The organism is Bradyrhizobium sp. USDA 4354 (genome assembly GCF_054060315.1).
This window is the reverse complement of sequence record NZ_JBSSDC010000001.1, coordinates 987,943-1,006,287: the sequence shown is the minus strand read 5'-3', so window position 1 is coordinate 1,006,287 and position 18,345 is coordinate 987,943. Positions and strand designations below refer to the sequence as shown.

The following is an 18,345-nucleotide window of genomic DNA, read 5'->3' as shown; positions in this document are numbered from 1 at the left end:
CGAGTTGGGCCACAAGCTGCCTATCCCGTTCAAGACGGCTGACTTCCGCGTTGCCTTGGAAAGCCGACGTCGATGAGCACAGTGAACCAAGATAGGAAGCACTTTGAGCGCGGCGCGGGCAGGGCAAAGTCTGCGGCGGCCATTTCGCAGACCTTTCTGGGGGGTGAGCAGGCGATCAGCGGCGCCATCTTCTGCAGCGCGTCGAACAACGGAACAGCTTGCGCGCGAGACTGGCCGGCCTTCGGATGCTCGCTCCTTCGAATGTCGCAATACTTGCTGTGCTCGGCCGACGCTCGTGCGTTGCGGTCAGGACGCGCCCCCAACGACTTGTCGCGCCCTACCGACGCTCTGCGATGCGTTCGTTGGAGTTGGACCCTAACGGGCATGCCGCCCCAGGCCTCATTGCCACAACTTCCCGGAACGACTGCCGTCACTGGCGGTTACCTGCAAGCCGTTCGATCGCTCGGCCAGCAAAGGAAGTCGGCGCTTGCTCGATCTCTGGTACAAGAACGCAGTGCTCTACAGCCTCAACGTGGCCACCTACAAAGACGGCAACGGAGACGGGATCGGCGATTTCAAGGGACTAACCGAGCAGCTCGATCACATCGCTCAGCTCGGCGTAAATTGCCTGTGGTTGCTTCCTTTTTATCCCAGTCCCGGACTGGACCACGGCTACGACGTCACAGACTACTACAACGTCGCACCGGCACTCGGAACGTTGGGCGATTTCGTCGAATTCAGCCATCAGGCCCGACTACGCGGACTACGCCTGATAGTCGACCTTCCCATCAATCACACTTCGGACAGGCACCCCTGGTTTCAGCAGGCGCGCGCCGACCCGTCGTCGCCGTTTCGGGAATACTACGTCTGGTCGACCAGCGAACCCGAGAATAGCACGGAAGGCGTCGTCTTCCCCGGGGTTCAACTCAGCGTGTGGACCTACGACCTCTGCGCGCAGTCGTGGTACTATCACCGGTTTTACCAACATCAACCCGACCTCAACATTGCCTGCGCTGCCGTCCGCGAAGAAATCTTCAGGATCTTTGGCTTCTGGCTCGAGCTCGGTGTATCGGGATTCCGAATCGACGCTGCGCCGTTCGTCGTGGAGGAAATCCGTCCAGACCGTCCGGCGAAGCGCCGGTACGAGTTCTTCGCCGAGCTCCGCAATTTCCTCTCCTGGCGCAAAGGTGACGCGGTCTTGCTGGCGGAAGCAAATGTAGCTCCCGCGGAGCTTCAGCATTATTTCGGCGATGGATCGCGGATCCACATGCTATTTTCGTTCCTGTTGAATCAGCACTTGTTTCTTGCACTTGCGCGCGAAAGTGCCGAACCGCTGCGGCGCTGCATGACCCAGCTGCCTCGATTGCCGCAATTCGCGCACTGGGCCCAATTTCTACGCAATCACGATGAGCTGGACCTCGGCCGCTTAACTTCCGAAGAGCGCGACGAAGTTTATGCTGCATTCGCTCCAACCCGCAAAATGCAGCTTTACGGACGGGGAATTCGGCGGCGGCTCGCCTGCATGTTCGGAAACGATCGCCGCCGCATCGAGCTGGCATTCAGCCTGCTGTTCAGTCTTCCCGGCACACCGGTCGTTTACTACGGCGACGAACTGGGAATGGGCGACGATCTGACGCTTCCGGAGCGATGGCCTGTACGTACGTGCATGCAATGGACGGACGACGAAGACGGCGGATTCTCCATGCGGCCGGGGCGTCGTTTGCTTCATCATGTGATCCGCGAGGGTCAATACGCGCCAGCCAAGGTGAATGCGATTGCCCAGCAGCGCGACCCGGACTCGCTGTTCAATTGGTTACGTCGTCTGGTCGAAATGCGCCAATCCTGCCCGGAGATCGGCTGGGGTGAATGCACCGTTCTCGAAAGCAACTGTCCCGCTGTCTTGATCCAGCATTTCGCTTGGGAAGGCAAATTCGTGCTCGTGCTGCACAACTTGTCACAGACGAGTTGCAGCACGGAGATCAGAGATATCCCGAAGGGACGGAAGCTGACCGATATATTCGGTAACCGAATTTACGATTCGAAGCCCGGCGCCGACGCCACCGCTATCGAGCTTGATGGCTATGGCTATCGGTGGTTTCGCCTCGACTGAGCAGTGAGCGGCAATGAGGGCCGGCCGATCAATTCAGCCGGCACTCACGATTGGAAGTTTCTGACGCGCCGCCTGGCGTTACAGGCCCCCTCGTCCTTCCCAGTAGGTGGGCGTCCCGTAATACCGGTGGGTTCGCGTTTCCCAGTCTCGATCCTGCCAGGAATCATCGCTGAACTCAGGCGCGTCCCTCAGCTGTTGCTCGGTGATGTTGGTTCGAAAACCGTCAAGCGACGTATCAAATGTCAAAGCGCCCCAGGGAATGGGGTAGTGGCTATGACCCAAACCGACAAATCCGCCGAAGCTCATGACGGCATAAGCGACGCGGCCTGACACCTTGTCGATGATGAGGTGATCAATCTCACCGATGTTCTTTCCATCGGCTCCATACACCTCGGTTCCCTGGATGTCCTCGCTTGAGATGCAGCGATGATCCGGATGGGCTGTTGCGCGGGCCATGACTTGTCTCCTTCGTTTAGGTGGTTTTGCCGGCTTAACTCGGCCGCCACGGCGGCGTTCCTGCCTTAGGAGAACATGTTGCAGCTCGACCACCAACCTACCATCGCCGACATTGATTGTAACAACCCAACTCTGGTCGCTCCGAGGCGGCCTAGCCGCGGCGTCGCGTAACAGCCTGCGCGTCGGACGCGGTGTGAAGCCACGCGGACGATCATCTGCAATAGTCCTAAAAGCTCCAGTCCCTACATGAACCTGACAACGCTTGCGGCCTATAGCGCGGCATTCAGCGTGTAAGAAGTCGAGAGCGGAGATTCACGTTACGACATAGGTCAACGCCACCGTAGAACGCGACGGACAAGCGGCCTGTGAAAGGCAGATGCGCTGTACGATCACCGGTCTAGGTTTGGGACCCATTCCTCCGCGGTTGCATCCCAATGATGGGTGTCATCGAAATGCTTCCAGAGTGGCTGCCTTTGCTTGCTTTCGCCGTTCTGCCGGTTAGCGTGTGAGCCGATGACAAGTGCCACAGCCATCATGACCCATTCGCGAGCACTATGTCGGGAGTTCCATTTGACTGCTGCGAGCATTGGAAGCCTCCGTAAAGTAAGAACCGTTCTTCACATTAGCCCGCGCCAAGTGCGAAGCGATGTAAACTACTTCACAGGCAGTCAAGATCTTCGATATCGGCGCCGGTGATCAGGGCGCAGCGAGCGCGGGCAAAGCTTCGGCTTGCACTTCCCGTTAATCCTCAAGGGCAGCGGTCGGCGGCCCTCGGTGGGGATTCAGGGTATGGGAGCCGCAGGCGGCTCGAAAAGCCAGTCCACCTTCCATTGCAGAGGAACAGATTGAGGCCGACAACTTGTTGGCGTGCGGGCGAGCTTCGGTTTGCCCGGCAGCGCACCTGCAAGTGCCTTTTCCGTCGCAAGATGGAATGGGCCAGGAATAGAAGCAGCAATGCCCGCAACAATAGGCTCTCTCACCGATGTCGCTGCAATCGTGATTGTTACCACAGACATGACGACTACGAGCACATGATTCACAATGCGCCTTGAAAAGTACTTCGTCATGAGTTGGGCCCTCACAACAGAAATAAACTAGCGTGCAGCTACAATCTCAATCGCAGCAAATGGGTATTTGAATGAGTGCTCACCGCACGTGGCGTGCTTGTCGCCTTTGTAGGGCAGTAGTGAACAATGTTGTAGCAGCGATTCAGACCTAGTCCCTGCTCTTGAGTGCGCTTCAAACGTGGCGCGTAGTCCCCGCATTGCTCACCGGGAGACCAATTCGTTGCGCTTTAGGAAGCGCTCGCTCGTCAGTCGCGATAGCCCTTGCACTTGGTCTCTTCTTTGTACTCGCCGTGCTTGCCCCACTTCCGCTCGATCTTGCAGGGGCCTCGGTAATACTCCTGCTTGTATTCGCGGTCGTAGTTGTAGGCGCGGTAAGGACCACGATCATGGCCCCATCGGCCTTTGCCGCTCTCATCCTTCCAGGGGTCGGCGAGCGCAGGTGTCACGATCAGGCCGAGAAGAATTCCGATTGTCGGAAGCACCTGCTTCATGGTTTCACCTTTCAAATAGCTGCCCAGCGCCGGGCAACGAGGAAGGCGCTGGGCTTCCGGCAGCGCTGAGCGTCAACGGAGAAGCCACTCAGCATCGCCCGAACGCTCAAAACCACGGAGCTAGTGTACGACACGAAGAAAATAGTAGCCGACGCCACCGATCACGAGAACCGTAGGCACGGCCCAAAGCAGTACGACTGGCATGGTTTCCTCCTTTTCGGCCCGCTAGCTAAACTGGCGAAGGAGGATTCCGGTTCCGAGGCGAGACGAGCACCGACCTCTTCTTCAAGGGGCGACTCGATGGACTGGAGTCCGCTGTGGGTCAAAATCGGCGGTCCAGACCGCTGCAATCAGTTTCCGCTCCGCACCCGACAGCCGACGCCCAACAAGCATTCCGCTGGGCAGCGATGGGCCATTAGCGTACTTATCTTAACTGTAAGCGACGGCAGATCCGTCCTCGTCAGCCTTTAAGCCCGCGCGCTAACCTCCGTTATTGAGGAGGTGAAGGGCCTGTGCATGAAGACCGGCAGTTGCCGAAGCTAAGACCGGGCCACCTTCCTCGGCCCGCCCGCCATCAATCCGCGTCACCACTCCGCCCGCCTTTTCGATGATCGGGATCAACGCGACGATATCGTAGGGCTGGAGCGAAGGTTCGACGGCGAGGTCAATACGGCCAGCAGCGAGCATTGCCGTGGCATAGCATTCGCCGCCGTAGCGGGTCATCCGGACCGAAGCGGCAAGGCGATCGAAGCCGTGCTTGAGCTCACCATGATAGTGTTCAGGCGAAGTCGTATGCAGGATGGCCCGCGACAGCGTGCCGACGTCTCGCGTGGACAGTCGTTGGCGCTTGCCTGCATGTTCGCACCAGGCCCCATCGGCGGTGGCCCAGAAACGCTCACTCGTGAAGGGCTGGCTCATCATTCCCTGTTCGGCTCGGCCATCGACAGTGAGACCAATCAGCGTGCCCCAGACAGGAAGGCCGCAGATGAAGGGACGAGTCCCATCCACCGGGTCCAAGACCCAGCGGCAAGAACCGCTTCCGGTTAGACCGAGTTCTTCGCCCAGAATGGCATGGTCGGGATATTCGGCTTCGATGGCTGCTCGAATCGCAATCTCGGCTTCCCGGTCAGCCTCGGTCACCGGGTCGAAGTAACCCTCCCCAGCTTTGGAATCGACGGCAAGGTCGGTTCGAAAGCGCGGCAAGGTTTCGCGATCGGCGATATCTGCCAATCGATGAAGGAAATCGGCGCTCGGCAGTTTCGGCATCAAATATCTCCATTCGTGCACGCTCAGCGCCGTCGTATCCGGATGGGCGTCGAATTACACCCTATAAACACGCATAAACAGTCCGGTGATCTTGAAGTTCGTCGCCGGAAACCCCGCCAGACCAGGGCGAGACCAGAAGAATGGACACCGTCAAGGCTGGCTGCGATGTCTCAAACGGGTCACAAGCCGACGGACCGGCGGACGTCGCGGCGGGTCGGCTAAGGGCCACAAGCGGAAATGCCTTGGCTCCGCGTTCCACTCGAGTTCGGGTTTCGTTATGCCTCCTTTGTCGTAGGCGTGAGCGCCGACTTCATCCTTGTCGGAGAACTAGCCGGGGAAAGCGCCGCTCTCTTTACGCTCGAAATTGAAGCACAGAAGATCGATTTCGGATGCGCCGACATTGGCCCGAAAGAATCTGCACGTATATTCAGGCTGCCTTCTGCTCGCACGGCTGGAGGCCGCCTCACTTAGGAAGATGCACTTCCTGCAAATATCCGCATGGTGACGATCCCGGCGTGCGTCGAGTTGCTCCAATATTTGGCGAAGCAAATCACGAAAGTTGTTTGCGCCAAGTTCAAGTGCAGCAATCGCGTGAACGAGCTGTGTGATAGGGTCGCTTAGGAGCAGCTTTTCTCCTCGCGGAGTTACATCGAGAATCACCGAGCGCTTGTCTTGATCAGAATTTCGGCGCTGAAGGTAGCCCTTGTCTTCGAGACGCTTGACTGTCTGAGAAGCGGTAGCACGAGTTGTGCCGACAAACTGGGCTAACGCGGAAGGGGTCCGCGAGAATCTGTTTGCACGCGCGAGAAAGCGCAGGGCCATCCACTCTCGATCACGCAATCCGTTGAAAGCATCGTCAAACTGCCAACTGCCCGCGGCTTGAATTAGCAGGTCGACTGCTTCCTGTGCTGCCGTGATCATCCTCGTCCTCTCGTATGCTCTGGCAATACACTGATCAGAGCTAGCATCGCACGAAGAAAACGACGTCTACATACGAAGGTTTGCAATCAGCACTTGTGCGGCCAAGTTGACGATCATCTGCAATGGGCCATTCCTTACATCAACCTGACAAGGCTTACCGCCTATGGCGCGGCAATTCAGCGTGTAAGAAGTCCACCGGCAGAGATTCACGTCACGCATGAGTCTCCTGAACGAATCACAAGCTCCAACAGTTCAGTGCGCTAGAGCATGGTCCGGAAAAGTGTGCAGCGGTTTTCCGAAAAGATCATGCTCAAACAATAACCTAAAGCGCGATGACGATTCATCCTAATCGCATCGCGCTTTAGACTCGCTCCACAGCCAACGCAGTGGTGAGCGGCCGGATGGTTTCAATTCATCTTGTGCCGCAGCTTCCTGAGAAATTGGCGCTGCTCCTGAATGTCCTGGCGCACCATCTCCCGAAGCTCGTTGACCCGCCTTTGCTTCTGGATCACGAGCTTCTTGTTAGGGATTTTCGGAGCTTTCTTGACCATAGCTTGATGCCATGGCTGCCGGGGACAACGAGCATTGATCTAACTCAAGCAACCAAACTTGAATTGTCCCCTTTGACTTCGCTTTCGAGCCAGAAGCGGCGGTCAGGTCCTCAATTCGAAACCGGAGCGGCCCGCCGGTCAGGATCGAACCGGCTGTCCGATACCAAGAAGATTGCCTTCGCTATCGCGGAACCACGCGCCTCGCTCAGCTACTCCCTTGCTGGCGTAATTGCCGGCTATCTCCGCGATTCCGTTAGCGGTCTTCAGACCAGGCAGGTCATATTCCTCGAACTTGACTCCCCGCGCCCGAAGCTCGCGCACCGTTGCTTCGATATCCTCTACTTCCCAGCCCATCTGCGTATGCGTGCCGGATTGCACCCCGGCCGAGATGAATATCGCAAACTCGCCAGTTGCGCAGACGTAGCGCAATCCACCCTCGCGCTGTTCGACCGGATCGAGACCGAGTTTTTCGGAGTAGAAAGCCCGAGCGCGCTCCAGGTCCTTGGCTGGAAGACGGGCCGCCACTTTTGCGTTTCCTAGCATCCTTCTCTCCTTCTGGATTCTAAGGGTCGGTCGCATCGGCCGCTCAGTCAAGCCGAAGTCCGCTTTGGGGCACAAGCCGCCTATCCCGTTCAAGACGACTGACTTCCGCGTTTCCTTGGAAACCCGATGAACACAGCGAAACAAGATAGCGAGCACTTTGAGCGGCGCGGGCAAGGCAAAGCCAGCGGCGGTATTTCGCAGAAGTTGCTGGGCTCCCTTGTGAGCAGGCGATCAAGGACGTCATCTCCAGCGCCGAACAGCAGAAACGCCTGCGCGGGCGGCACGGTGTGAAGCTTGGGGATGTTGACACGGAGCAGCGGAGGGGGCTCGCCCTATCCTGTTTTTTCCGATGCTGCCATCCTGCCCCTGTTTTGCCCGACGGTGCAACAGTTTCGTAAAATCAGCAAAATGCGCGGCGGTCTTGCGAAAAGATCATGCTCGATCGACGAGCCAAGGCGCGAGGATGATCCATCCCATCTCATCGCGCACTAAGCCGTTGATTTTGCTGCCCCCGGCTACTGTGCATGGGGTTGTTTTCGACATTTTTGTTTTGGAGGTGCGACAGCGCCACGCCGAACCGGGACCTGATCCGGCTCTCGCCCGCTACTTCATCACCCGCAGGCCCTTGGTCGTGAACCGCAGCGTCTTGCCGCCGGGACGCACCGGCCGCTTGGTGCCGGCGGCCTTGCCGGTGCCGGGCGGCTGGTGCGCGGGGACCAGCTGGTGAGGCTGCGAGCCGATCAGGTCGGCCCGGCCCATCTCCTTCAGGGCCTCGCGCAGCAGCGGCCAATTGTCTGGGTCGTGATAGCGCAGGAAGGCCTTGTGCAAGCGGCGCTGGCGCAGGCCCTTGATCGCCTCGACCTTGTCGCTGCCGCCGTGGCGCACGCCACGCAGCGGGTTGACGCCGGTGTGGTACATCGCGGTCGCGGTCGCCATCGGCGAGGGCAGGAAAGTCTGCACCTGGTCGGCGCGATAGCGGTTCTTCTTGAGCCAGAGCGCGAGGTTCATCATGTCCTCGTCGGTCGTGCCCGGATGCGCCGCGATGAAATACGGGATCAGGTAGTATTTCTTTCCGGCCTGCTCGGCCGCCTGGTCGAACATCCGCTTGAACTTGTTGTAAGCGCCGATACCCGGCTTCATCATCTTGTCGAGCGGGCCGCGCTCGGTATGCTCAGGGGCGATCTTGAGATAGCCGCCGACGTGGTGGGTGACGAGCTCCTTGATGTATTCGGGGCTCTCGACCGCAAGGTCGTAGCGCACGCCGGAGGCGACCATCACCTTCTTGATGCCCTTGGTCTCGCGCACCTTGCGATAGAGCCGGATCAGGTCGTCATGGGAGGTGTTGAGGTTGGGACAGATCTCGGGGAAGACGCAGGATGGCCGCCGGCACGCCGCCTCGACCTTCGGATCCTTGCACGCCATCCGGTACATGTTGGCGGTGGGGCCGCCGATGTCGGAGATGACGCCGGTGAAGCCCGGCGTCTTGTCGCGGATCTTCTCGATCTCGCGCAGGATCGAGCCTTCCGAACGGTTCTGGATGATGCGGCCCTCATGCTCGGTGATCGAGCAGAAGGTGCAGCCGCCGAAGCAGCCGCGCATGATCGTCACCGAGAACTTGATCATCTCCCAGGCGGGAATGCGTGCATCACCATAAGAGGGATGCGGCGCGCGCGCGTAAGGCAGATCGTAGACCGCGTCCATCTCCTCGCTGGTCAGCGGGATCGGCGGCGGGTTGAGCCAGAGGTCGCGGTCGCCGTGACGCTGCACCAGCGGCCGCGCATTGCCGGGATTGCTCTCCCGGTGCAGCACGCGTGACGCCCGGGCATAGGCTTCCTTGTCCTGCTCGACCTGCTCCAGCGCCGGCAGGCGGATCACGGTGGCGCCCTTCTGGCGCGTTGCACCCTCGTCGGCGGAATCGAGATCGTCGGCGTGCAGCTCGGTGTAATCAGCAGGGACCTTGCGAAACAGCGCGATGCCCCTGATGTCGTCGAGCTCGCGCGGTGCCTCGCCGGCAGCGAGCCGCTGCGCCACCTCGACGACGGCGCGCTCGGCGTTGCCGTAAATCAGGAGATCCGCCTTGGCGTCGGCCAGCACCGAGCGGCGCACCTTGTCGGACCAGTAATCGTAATGCGCGATCCGCCGCAGCGAGGCCTCGATGCCGCCGAGCACGATCGGGGTGTCCTTGAACGCCTCGCGGCAGCGCTGGGCGTAGACGATGGTGCAGCGGTCCGGCCGCTTGCCGCCTTCGCCGCCCGCCGTGTAGGCATCGTCATGGCGCAGGCGACGATCCGCGGTGTAGCGGTTCACCATGGAGTCCATGTTGCCGCCGGTGACGCCGAAGAACACCTTGGGCTTGCCGAGTGCCTTGAACGGCTCGGCCGAGTGCCAGTCCGGCTGAGCGATGATGCCGACCCGAAAGCCCTGCGCCTCGAGCAGCCGGCCGATGATCGCCATGCCGAAGCTCGGATGGTCGACATAGGCATCCCCGGTCACCAGCACGATATCGCAGGCGTCCCAGCCAAGCGCATTCATCTCGGCGCGGCTCATCGGGAGGAACGGTGCCGGCTTGCGCGCCTGCGCCCGGGCCATCAGCGGCTTTTCGGCGGTGATCTGGGTATCCATGGGGGCTTACGGATAAGACCGCGGGGCCCCGAATTCAACCGACGGCCGCGTGAAAGATCGGGGTTCCCCGGGATCCGGGGTTCCTCAGGGCGTCGACGAGAACGCCTGCTCGATCCGGGCGGCGCAGGAGATCAGGCGCTTCTCGCTGTGGGGCGGGCCGACGATCTGCAAGGAGACCGGCATGCCGGCCTCATCGCGGCCGGCGGGGCACCGCGAGCGCGGGGCAGCCGAGCATCGACCAGACATAGGTGATCATGATCCAGTCGATGTAGCTCTCCGATGCGGTGCCCTCGATCTCGGCCGGCCACATGATCTCGACGGGGAACGGCGCGACCTGCGTGGTCGGGCAGATCAGGATGTCGAAGTCCGTGAAGAAGTCCTGAATGCGCCGGTAGATTGCCGCCCGCTGCTCCATCGCCGACGCGATGTCTCTTGCGGACAGGCTTTCGCCATGTGCGATGTCGCCGGCAACCTCGGGCGTGAAGCGGTCGCGCGACTGCGGCCAAAGTCTGCCCCAACTGGCGAGATAAGCCAGACCGCGCAGCGCGCGGATCGCGCGCGGCAGCCCGGCGATATCAGGTGCGGTCTCGCTCATTTGGCAGCCGGCGCGCTGCAGCCGATCGATCGCGCCGCGGAAGCCGGAACGAATGTCCTGATCGACCGGCAACAGGCAAAGGTCCTCGGACACCGCGATGCGTCCCGCCCATCCCGGCTGTGCGGGGGCGCTTCGAAATGACGCGGGTTGCTCGCGTGATAGCAGATCAGGCGGATGAAAGCCGGCCATCGCATCCAGCATCAGAGCAAGATCGGAAATCGTCCGTGCCATCGGCCCTTCGACGAAGACGGTGTCGAACGGATCGGAGAGCGGCTTTCTCGGCACGAGGCCCGGCGTGGGCCTCAGCCCCGCGACGCCGCAGAACGCGGCCGGCGTGCGCAGGCTGCCGCCGACATCGTTGCCATGGCCCAGATAGATCTGATGCGCCGCCAGCGCTGCCGCCGAACCGCCGGAGGAACCTCCGGAAGTCAGCGCGGGAAAGAACGGATTGCGCGTCGCGCCGAACAGCGCGTTGGTGGTGTTGGCGCCGCCGAGCTCCGACAGATTGCTCTTGCCGACAACGATTGCACCGTTGCGCTGCAGGCGGTCGATGGCCGGATTCGATACGTCCGGCGCAGGGCGCGCCGTCAGCGCGCTGCCGCCGCTGGTCGGCACGCCCGCGACATCGGTGTTGTCCTTGACCGCGAGCGGAAGGCCGCAGAGAAGCGGCCAGTCTTCACCCCCGGCCTTTCTCTCCATCAGCCGCCGTGCTTCACCGCGTGCGGCCTCGAAGCAGCGAACCGGAATCGCGTTGATCGCCGCATCCGTCGTCTCGATCCTATCGATTGCGGCATCGACGACATCGAGCGGTGACAGATGGCCTCTGCGAATCTCGGCAATGGCATCGACGGCGGACAGCGCAAGAGGGCCGGTGCGAGGCACAAGGCCGGATGCAGCACTCATGTCGATGTCCGGATCGCGGCGGTGGACCCGCGCACCACGAGCGCCGGCTGAAGCTGGATCGACCTCGCTTCGTCCTCGGCGCCGGAGCGTCCCTCCGAAATGCGCGACAGCAAGGTCGAGACCGTGGTCTCGGCGATCGCCTCGGACGGCTGCGTTACGACAGTCATGCCCGGCCGCAACAGCCCGGCCCATGGAAGCTCGTCCACCGCGATGACGGAGAGGTCGTCGGGAATCGAGAGCCCGCGCTCGGCAATGGCGCGAAGCAATCCGAGCGAGAGATGATTGTTGGTGGCGAAGATCGCGGTCGGCCGCTGCGCATGGCCGAGGAGCCGCAATGCAGCGGCATGACCGGCGGCCTCGGAAAAATTGTCCTTCTCGATCAGCCGTTCGTCCAGCGTGACGCCGCGCGAGGCCAGGCCGCTTCTCAGTCCATCGAGGCGGTGGCGCGCGATCTGATGCTCGGGCGAACCCATGATCACGGCGATGCGGCGATGGCCGAGATCGTCGAGATGTTCGGCCGCGAGCCGTCCCAGCGCGACATTGTCGGTCGTGACCGAATCGAGGTCGAGCCCCTCGATGCGTCGGTCCACCAGAATGCCCGGCATCGGCAGGTTGGCAAGCGCGGCCTGGCGTCCGCTCCAGCCGCGCCGGGTCGGGATGACGATGGCGCCGTCGGCGCGCTGCGACAGCAGCATGGCAAGATGCCGCTCCTCGCGCTCGGGGTCTTCGGCACTGTTGCAGAGAATGACGGAATAGCCCGCGGCGCTCGACAACCGCTCGATGCTCTCGACGAGCTTCAGGAAATAGGGATTGGCGAGATCCGCCACGAGCAGCCCGAGGATGCGCGTGGCGCCGCTGCGCAGGCTGCGGGCGCTGGCATGCGGCGCATAGCCGAGCTTCTGTGCCGCTGCATTGACGCGCTCCTGGAGCAGTTCGCTGACCTTGCCCGACCGGTTCAGCGTCTTCGACACGGTCGCGACGGAAACGCCGGCCAGCCGCGCGACCTCATGGATGGTGGGCAGCGGCCCTCCCGACATCGGCATCTCCTGTTAAACGATTTCTGTATCGTTGCGATTCGTCCCATGCAAGCAAAATAGCGCTTAAATGGCACTGATCTGTTGCGGTTGACGGACAGTCGTGCTTCATTAGAAAAACGTTTAACTGGCTCGGGAGGCGTCGTTGCGGAGCGTGGATTGCGTCCGGCAATCGCCGGACCGCGTTCGCGGGCCGGAGGGCGCGGCATGACCGGCTATGTGCTCGGCCGGCTGTTCGCCGCGGTGCCCGTGCTGCTCGCTGTCGCGGTATTCGTCTTCCTCCTGCTGAGCCTCGTGCCGGGCGATCCCGCCGTGCTGATCGCCGGCGACTTCGCCTCACCGCAGCAGGTGGAGGCGGTGCGCCAGGCGCTCGGACTCAATCTGCCGCTGCTGCAGCGTTTTCTCGCCTGGGCAGGACGCATGTTGAGCGGCGATTTCGGCCTGTCGCTGTTCAGCCGCATCCCGGTCTCGCAGCTTGTCGCGCAGCGCATCGAGCCCACGCTGCTTCTCTCTCTCATGACGATCACGATTGCGGTCGTCGTCGCCGTGCCGCTTGGTCTCGTCGCGGCCTATCGTCCCAGGGGACTCGTAGCGCGCATGACGATGGCGGGGGCGGTGCTCGGCTTCTCACTGCCGGTCTTCGTCGTCGCTTTCGCGCTCGTCTATACGCTCGCGCTCGGCCTGCACTGGTTTCCGGTGCAGGGCTACAAGCCGCTGTCGCAGGGCGTATTGGCCTGCCTGCATTCGCTGGTGCTGCCCGCGATCTCGCTCTCCTTCCTCTATATCGCCCTGATCGCGCGGGTGACGCGCGCCGCGGTGCTGGAGGTGCTGCGCGAAGATTATGTCCGCACCGCCCATGCCAAGGGGCTCTCGGCTCGCAAGATCGTCGCGCGGCACGTGCTCAGCAATGCTGCGGTCCCGATCATCACGGTCGTCGGCATCGGATTCGCCGCGCTGCTTGGCGGCGTCGTCGTCACCGAGACCGTGTTTTCAATCCCCGGCCTCGGCCGGCTGACGGCCGACTCGATTCTCCGGCGCGACTATCCGGTGGTGCAAGCTCTGATCCTGTTGTTCGCCTTCGTCTATGTCGTCGTCAATCTCGTGGTCGACATTCTCTACGCCGTCGTCGATCCGAGGATCCGGTACTGATGCGGGACGCGCCGATGACGATCACCTCCGCAGCAGAAGGGCTCGCTACGCCGGACATCCGCGGCAACCGGCTTGCGCGGATCGCGAGCCTGCCGGTTCGTCATCCGATGCTGGCTCTAAGCTGCGCGCTGCTGCTCGCCTTTGGCGCGCTGGCCGTGGTCAGCCCGTGGGTCACCGCAGATCCCGCCGCGCTAGACCCGCTGAGCCGGCTTCAATCGCCCTCGCTCGCGCAGCCATTCGGCACCGATCAGGTCGGTCGGTCGGTGCTCGCCCGCGCGTTGTGGGGAACGCGCGTCTCGCTGTCGGTCGGTGTTGCCGTCGCGAGTCTCACCACCCTGATCGGCGTGAGCATCGGTGTCATCGCCGGCTACTTCCGCCGCGTCGACAAGATCGCGATGCGCGCGATGGATGCAGTCATGGCGATCCCCGCGATCCTGCTCGCGATCGCACTCGTGGCCCTGATCGGCGCTTCGCCCCTCGTGATCGTCACGGCGATCAGCCTGCCCGAAATTCCCCGTATGGCGCGTGTGGTGCGCGCCAGCGTCCTGACGTTGCGCGAACGCGTTTACGTCGAGGCTGCCATCACTTGCGGCGGACGTGCCACGACCATCCTGCGCCGTCACATCCTGCCCGGCGCCGCCGGGCCGATCATGGTGCAGTCGACATACGTCTTTGCATCCGCGATGATCCTGGAATCGATCCTGTCGTTTCTCGGCGCGGGCACGCCGCCTGATGTGCCGAGCTGGGGCAACATGATGTCGGAGGGCCGGCAGTTCCTCCAGATCGCGCCCTGGATTCTCGGCTTTCCCGCTTTGATGTTGGCGGTCACGGTGCTCGCCGCCAACCTGCTCGGTGATGCCCTTCGCGATCTGCTCGATCCGAGCCTTGGGGGAGGCGAGCTGCGATGAGTGCGCCGCTGCTCTCCATCGAGAACCTCTCGATTGCTCTCAAGACGCGAGGCGCTTCGGTGCCGCTCGTTCGCAACGTCTCATTCGCGATCGATCCGGGTGAAACGCTGTGCCTCGTCGGCGAGAGCGGTTGCGGCAAGAGCCTGACCGCGCTCTCCATCATTGGCCTGCTCAACCGCAACGTCATGCAGGTCGCTTCCGGCCGCATCCTCTTCGAAGGGCGCGACCTCGTCACGCTCGGCGCTGAGGAGATGCGCAAGCTTCGAGGCGATCGTCTCGCCATGGTATTCCAGGAGCCGATGACCTCGCTCAATCCGCTGTTGCGGGTTGGCGAGCAAATCGCCGAGGTGATCGTGGAGCATCGTGGCGTGTCCGAGGCGGACGCGCGGCGGCAGGCGATCGGGCTGCTCGATCTCGTCCGCATCCCCGATGCGCAACGGCGGGCCTCCGAATTTCCGCACCAGCTCTCCGGTGGGATGCGGCAGCGGGTGATGATTGCGATGGCGCTCGCTCTGCGCCCCGCATTGCTGATCGCCGACGAGCCGACCACCGCACTCGACGTCACGATCCAGGCCCAGGTTCTGACCTTGATCGACGATCTGCGTCGCGAGTTCGGCACGTCGGTGCTGCTGATCACGCACGATCTCGGGGTGGTCGCGGAAATGGCCGACCGTGTCGTTGTGCTCTATGCCGGCAGCATCGTCGAGCAGGCCGGTGTCAACGACATTTTCGATGCCGCGGCCCATCCCTATACCCGCGGCCTGCTTGGTGCGATCGGCCAACTCAATAGCGGCACCCGCGATCGTCTCGCCGAGATTCCTGGCAGCGTGCCGAGCCCGGCCTCGCTCGGCACCGGCTGCGCCTTCCGCCAACGCTGCTGCGAGGCAATGCCGGTGTGTCAGTCCGAGCTGCCGTTGCTGTCGGGCGCAGGCGAGCACCTGGCGGCATGCTGGCTGGGCAAGGCCGGCGCGGAGCGGCCCGCATGAGTGCTGTCCTCGAAGTCTCCGGCCTGACCCAGATATTCACCTCACGGAAGGGGCCGTTCGGCCTGTTCGGCCGGCGCGAACTTCGCGCTGTCGACGACGTCAGTTTCGCCGTCGCGCGTGGACGCACCTTCTGCCTCGTTGGCGAAAGCGGCTGCGGCAAGACCACGATCGGTCGCATGGTCGTGCGCCTGTTGCAGCCGACGGCCGGCTCCGTCCGCATCAATGGCGAGGATTTTGGCGATCTCTCCGGCGAGACGCTGCGGAAGAAGCGCCGGCAGGTGCAGATGGTGTTCCAGGATCCCTACGCCTGCCTCAACGCGCGCATGACCGCGGCGGAGATCGTCGAAGAGCCCTTGCAGAATTTTGGCATCGGCGATGCCATGTCGCGGCAGCGCAAGGTCGCGCGGCTGTTCGACCAGGTCGGCCTGCCTCAACACTTTCGCGCACGTCTGCCGCATCACCTGTCGGGCGGGCAGCGGCAGCGTCTCGGCATCGCGCGGGCGCTCGCCGCGGATCCTGCGCTGATCGTCGCGGACGAGGCGGTCGCCGCGCTCGATGTCTCGATCCGCTCTCAAATCCTGAACCTCTTGAAGGAGGTGCAGCGAGAGATCGGAATCTCCTATCTCTTCATTTCGCATGATCTCGCTGTGGTGCGTTATCTCGCGGACGACGTGGCGGTGATGTATCTCGGCGCCATCGTCGAGCAGGGGCCGGCGGAGGCCGTGTTCGCTGCACCGGCGCATCCCTATACGCGCGCGTTGATCGATTCGGTCCCCGCAATCCACCCGCGCAACCGGCGCCGCCGCGCGGCTCTCGAAGGCGAGGTGCCGAGCGCCGCTTCGCTGCCGTCCGGATGCCGCTTCCGCACACGTTGTCCGTTCACGACGGACATTTGCGCGAAAGAAGCGCCAGCGCTGACCGAGATTGCGCCCGGCCATGCCGTCGCCTGTCACCACGCACAATCGCTGCCGCGCTGCGACGCTTCGCGTCCGGGCTGGGCCGTGGCCGCCGACGCAGTCAACGAGAAACGGTCAACGGGAGGAGTAGGAAAATGAACTGGCCGAACAGAACATTTGCCGTGATGGTCGCAGCAGGTTTGCTGGGTGTAATGTCGCCTGCCGCTGCAGAGACGGTGCTCAAGATCCGCCCCTTCGGCGACCTCAAGCAGATCGATCCCGTGATCACATCCGACTATATGGTTCGTAACCACGGCTATATGGTCTACGACACGCTGTTCTCGCTGGATGAGAAGCTCGTCGCGCAGCCGCAGATGCTCGAGTCGTTTGCGGTCAGCAGTGATCAACTCACTTATACCTTCACGCTGCGCGGCGGCCTGACCTTCAGCAACGGCCAGCCGGTCACCGCGGAGGATGCGGTCGTATCGCTGAAGCGCTGGTGGCAGCGCGATGGCCTTGGCCAACAGCTTGCCTCCGTCAGCGACAGCCTGACGGTCAGGGACGAAAAATCCTTCGAGCTGAAGCTCAAGCGCCCGTGGGGGCTGGTGATCGAGGCGCTCTCCAAGCCGAGTTCCAACGTGCCCTTCATCATGCCAAAGGCGATCGCGGCGACGCCGGCGGATACCGCCATCACGGATGCGACCGGCTCCGGTCCCTTCATCATGAAGAAGGACGAATGGGTGCCGGGCTCCAAGGTCGTCTATGTCAAGAACCCGTCCTACAAGCCGCGCTCGGAGCCGGCGAGCGGGCTTGCCGGTGGCAAGCTAGCCAGGGTCGACCGCGTCGAATGGCATTACATCCCGGATGCGCAGACCGCGCTGAATGCGCTCCAGGCCGGTGAGATCGACATTTTTGAGGAGGTGCCGCCGGATTTCCTGCCGACACTTGCCGGCAACCCCGACATCAAGACCATGCCGCAGGACACGCTCGGCATGCAAATGGTGTTCCGCATGAACACGACGGTCCCGCCGTTCAACAATTCAAAGGTGCGGCAGGCGATCAGCTACATGATCGACCAGGAAAAATTCGCGCGCGCCTATGTCGGCGATCCCAAGCTCTACAAGAATTGCCCGAGCTTCTACATGTGCTCGTCGCCCTATTTCACGGCTGCCGGCTGGACCAAGCCCGATATCGAAAAAGCCAAGAAGCTGATCGCCGAGAGTGGTTATGACGGCACGCCGGTCGTGGTGCTGCACGCGACCGAAAGCGGGCCGACAAACACATTCAGCCTCGTCGCCGAGCAGCTGATGCGGCAGATCGGCCTCAAGGTCGAGCCGCAGGCGATGGACTGGGGCACGCTGGTCGGACGCCGCGCGTCCAGGGAAACCGTCGACAAGGGCGGCTGGTCGTTGTTCATGTCGGGACCGACAGGTGCCGACATGTTCGAGCCGGTCGGCCACCTTGGGCTGCGCTCAAATTGTGACAAGGCCTGGTTCGGCTGGCCTTGCGACGAGCAGATCGAGAAGCTGCGCAACGAATTCGCGTTTGCGACAGATCACGAGCAGAAAAGGAAGATCGCAGCCGACCTCCAGCTCCGCGCTGTCGACTATGTGCCGTATTGGCCGGCTGCGCAGCTTTACCTGGTGCGGGCCGTGCGCGGCAATGTCGATGGCATCGTGAAAGGCGCGGTCCCAGTCTACTGGAATATCACCAAGAAATAGTGCGATCCGGCCAGGCGTCGCAATCTGCGATCGCCTGGCAGCCCGCCTTCAGCCGCCTGCGAACAACTGCCGAATTCGGCGACCGTCGCCGATTCGGCAGTCTCGGTCTCCATCATCCGCCCCCCG

General features: G+C 62.3%; 14 protein-coding genes. 6 read left to right on the top strand and 8 right to left on the bottom strand.

Annotation, left to right across the window (positions count from 1 at the left end; translation table 11 throughout):
• Window positions 1-487: 487 nt before the first annotated feature.
• On the top strand, window positions 488-2,110 hold the full coding sequence (locus ACVIIV_RS04785; RefSeq protein WP_456743158.1) for an alpha-amylase family protein: 1,623 nt from the start codon (window positions 488-490) through the stop codon (window positions 2,108-2,110).
• 78 nt (window positions 2,111-2,188) lie between these two features.
• Here ACVIIV_RS04785 and ACVIIV_RS04780 read toward each other — a convergent pair whose 3' ends face one another.
• From ACVIIV_RS04780 to ACVIIV_RS04745, 8 genes are all read right to left on the bottom strand, one after another.
• Window positions 2,189-2,566 carry a PRC-barrel domain-containing protein gene (locus ACVIIV_RS04780; protein ID WP_456743157.1) on the bottom strand — a complete coding sequence of 126 codons (378 nt, stop codon included), beginning with the start codon at window positions 2,564-2,566 and terminating at the stop codon, window positions 2,189-2,191.
• Between the two features lie 1,312 nt (window positions 2,567-3,878).
• Window positions 3,879-4,124: a hypothetical protein gene (locus ACVIIV_RS04775; RefSeq protein WP_456743156.1), complete on the bottom strand. Its 246-nt coding sequence runs from the start codon at window positions 4,122-4,124 to the stop codon at window positions 3,879-3,881.
• A 480-nt stretch (window positions 4,125-4,604) separates the two neighbouring features.
• Window positions 4,605-5,390, bottom strand: coding sequence for a histidinol-phosphatase (gene hisN / locus ACVIIV_RS04770; RefSeq protein WP_456743155.1), 786 nt, complete (start codon window positions 5,388-5,390; stop codon window positions 4,605-4,607).
• 327 nt (window positions 5,391-5,717) lie between these two features.
• Window positions 5,718-6,311: a MarR family winged helix-turn-helix transcriptional regulator gene (locus ACVIIV_RS04765; RefSeq protein WP_456743154.1), complete on the bottom strand. Its 594-nt coding sequence runs from the start codon at window positions 6,309-6,311 to the stop codon at window positions 5,718-5,720.
• 689 nt (window positions 6,312-7,000) lie between these two features.
• Entirely contained in the window at window positions 7,001-7,405 is a 405-nt protein-coding gene (locus ACVIIV_RS04760) for a VOC family protein (protein ID WP_456743153.1), read from the bottom strand.
• Window positions 7,406-8,008: 603 nt separating this feature from the next.
• Window positions 8,009-10,027: a YgiQ family radical SAM protein gene (locus ACVIIV_RS04755; protein ID WP_456743152.1), complete on the bottom strand. Its 2,019-nt coding sequence runs from the start codon at window positions 10,025-10,027 to the stop codon at window positions 8,009-8,011.
• 190 nt (window positions 10,028-10,217) lie between these two features.
• Window positions 10,218-11,525 (bottom strand): amidase, encoded by a 1,308-nt coding sequence (locus ACVIIV_RS04750; RefSeq protein WP_456743151.1) that lies wholly within the window; start codon window positions 11,523-11,525, stop codon window positions 10,218-10,220.
• On the bottom strand, window positions 11,522-12,562 hold the full coding sequence (locus ACVIIV_RS04745) for a LacI family DNA-binding transcriptional regulator (RefSeq protein WP_456743150.1): 1,041 nt from the start codon (window positions 12,560-12,562) through the stop codon (window positions 11,522-11,524). The genes ACVIIV_RS04750 and ACVIIV_RS04745 overlap by 4 nt, the downstream gene beginning before the upstream one ends.
• 204 nt (window positions 12,563-12,766) lie before the next feature.
• Between ACVIIV_RS04745 and ACVIIV_RS04740 the strand changes: the two genes are divergently transcribed.
• Genes ACVIIV_RS04740 through ACVIIV_RS04720 form a run of 5 tightly spaced genes read left to right on the top strand, consistent with a single transcriptional unit; the run spans window position 12,767 to window position 18,219 of the window.
• Window positions 12,767-13,708 (top strand): ABC transporter permease, encoded by a 942-nt coding sequence (locus ACVIIV_RS04740; RefSeq protein WP_456743149.1) that lies wholly within the window; start codon window positions 12,767-12,769, stop codon window positions 13,706-13,708.
• 14 nt (window positions 13,709-13,722) lie between these two features.
• A complete protein-coding gene (locus ACVIIV_RS04735) occupies window positions 13,723-14,616 on the top strand; it encodes an ABC transporter permease (protein WP_456743148.1) in 894 nt (297 codons plus the stop codon).
• The gene (locus ACVIIV_RS04730) at window positions 14,613-15,602 is read left to right on the top strand and encodes an ABC transporter ATP-binding protein (RefSeq protein ID WP_456743147.1); all 990 of its coding nucleotides are present in this window, start codon (window positions 14,613-14,615) and stop codon (window positions 15,600-15,602) included. The genes ACVIIV_RS04735 and ACVIIV_RS04730 overlap by 4 nt, the downstream gene beginning before the upstream one ends.
• Entirely contained in the window at window positions 15,599-16,657 is a 1,059-nt protein-coding gene (locus tag ACVIIV_RS04725; protein WP_456743146.1) for an ABC transporter ATP-binding protein, read from the top strand. Before ACVIIV_RS04730 ends, ACVIIV_RS04725 begins: the two co-directional genes overlap by 4 nt.
• Complete coding sequence (locus ACVIIV_RS04720; protein ID WP_456743145.1) at window positions 16,654-18,219, top strand: ABC transporter substrate-binding protein; 1,566 nt, start codon at window positions 16,654-16,656, stop codon at window positions 18,217-18,219. The genes ACVIIV_RS04725 and ACVIIV_RS04720 overlap by 4 nt, the downstream gene beginning before the upstream one ends.
• Window positions 18,220-18,345 lie beyond the last annotated feature (126 nt).

Excerpts from the sequence above, each read along its gene's own strand:
- ACVIIV_RS04780 (WP_456743157.1), bottom strand. The coding sequence starts at position 2,566 with ATGGCCCGCGCAACAGCCCATCCGGATCATCGCTGCATCTCAAGCGAG.
- ACVIIV_RS04720 (WP_456743145.1), top strand. The coding sequence starts at position 16,654 with ATGAACTGGCCGAACAGAACATTTGCCGTGATGGTCGCAGCAGGTTTG.
- ACVIIV_RS04760 (WP_456743153.1), bottom strand. The coding sequence starts at position 7,405 with ATGCTAGGAAACGCAAAAGTGGCGGCCCGTCTTCCAGCCAAGGACCTG.
- ACVIIV_RS04725 (WP_456743146.1), top strand. The coding sequence starts at position 15,599 with ATGAGTGCTGTCCTCGAAGTCTCCGGCCTGACCCAGATATTCACCTCA.
- ACVIIV_RS04735 (WP_456743148.1), top strand. The coding sequence starts at position 13,723 with ATGACGATCACCTCCGCAGCAGAAGGGCTCGCTACGCCGGACATCCGC.
- hisN (WP_456743155.1), bottom strand. The coding sequence starts at position 5,390 with ATGCCGAAACTGCCGAGCGCCGATTTCCTTCATCGATTGGCAGATATC.
- ACVIIV_RS04730 (WP_456743147.1), top strand. The coding sequence starts at position 14,613 with ATGAGTGCGCCGCTGCTCTCCATCGAGAACCTCTCGATTGCTCTCAAG.
- ACVIIV_RS04745 (WP_456743150.1), bottom strand. The coding sequence starts at position 12,562 with ATGTCGGGAGGGCCGCTGCCCACCATCCATGAGGTCGCGCGGCTGGCC.
- ACVIIV_RS04750 (WP_456743151.1), bottom strand. The coding sequence starts at position 11,525 with ATGAGTGCTGCATCCGGCCTTGTGCCTCGCACCGGCCCTCTTGCGCTG.
- ACVIIV_RS04740 (WP_456743149.1), top strand. The coding sequence starts at position 12,767 with ATGACCGGCTATGTGCTCGGCCGGCTGTTCGCCGCGGTGCCCGTGCTG.
- ACVIIV_RS04765 (WP_456743154.1), bottom strand. The coding sequence starts at position 6,311 with ATGATCACGGCAGCACAGGAAGCAGTCGACCTGCTAATTCAAGCCGCG.
- ACVIIV_RS04755 (WP_456743152.1), bottom strand. The coding sequence starts at position 10,027 with ATGGATACCCAGATCACCGCCGAAAAGCCGCTGATGGCCCGGGCGCAG.
- ACVIIV_RS04775 (WP_456743156.1), bottom strand. The coding sequence starts at position 4,124 with ATGAAGCAGGTGCTTCCGACAATCGGAATTCTTCTCGGCCTGATCGTG.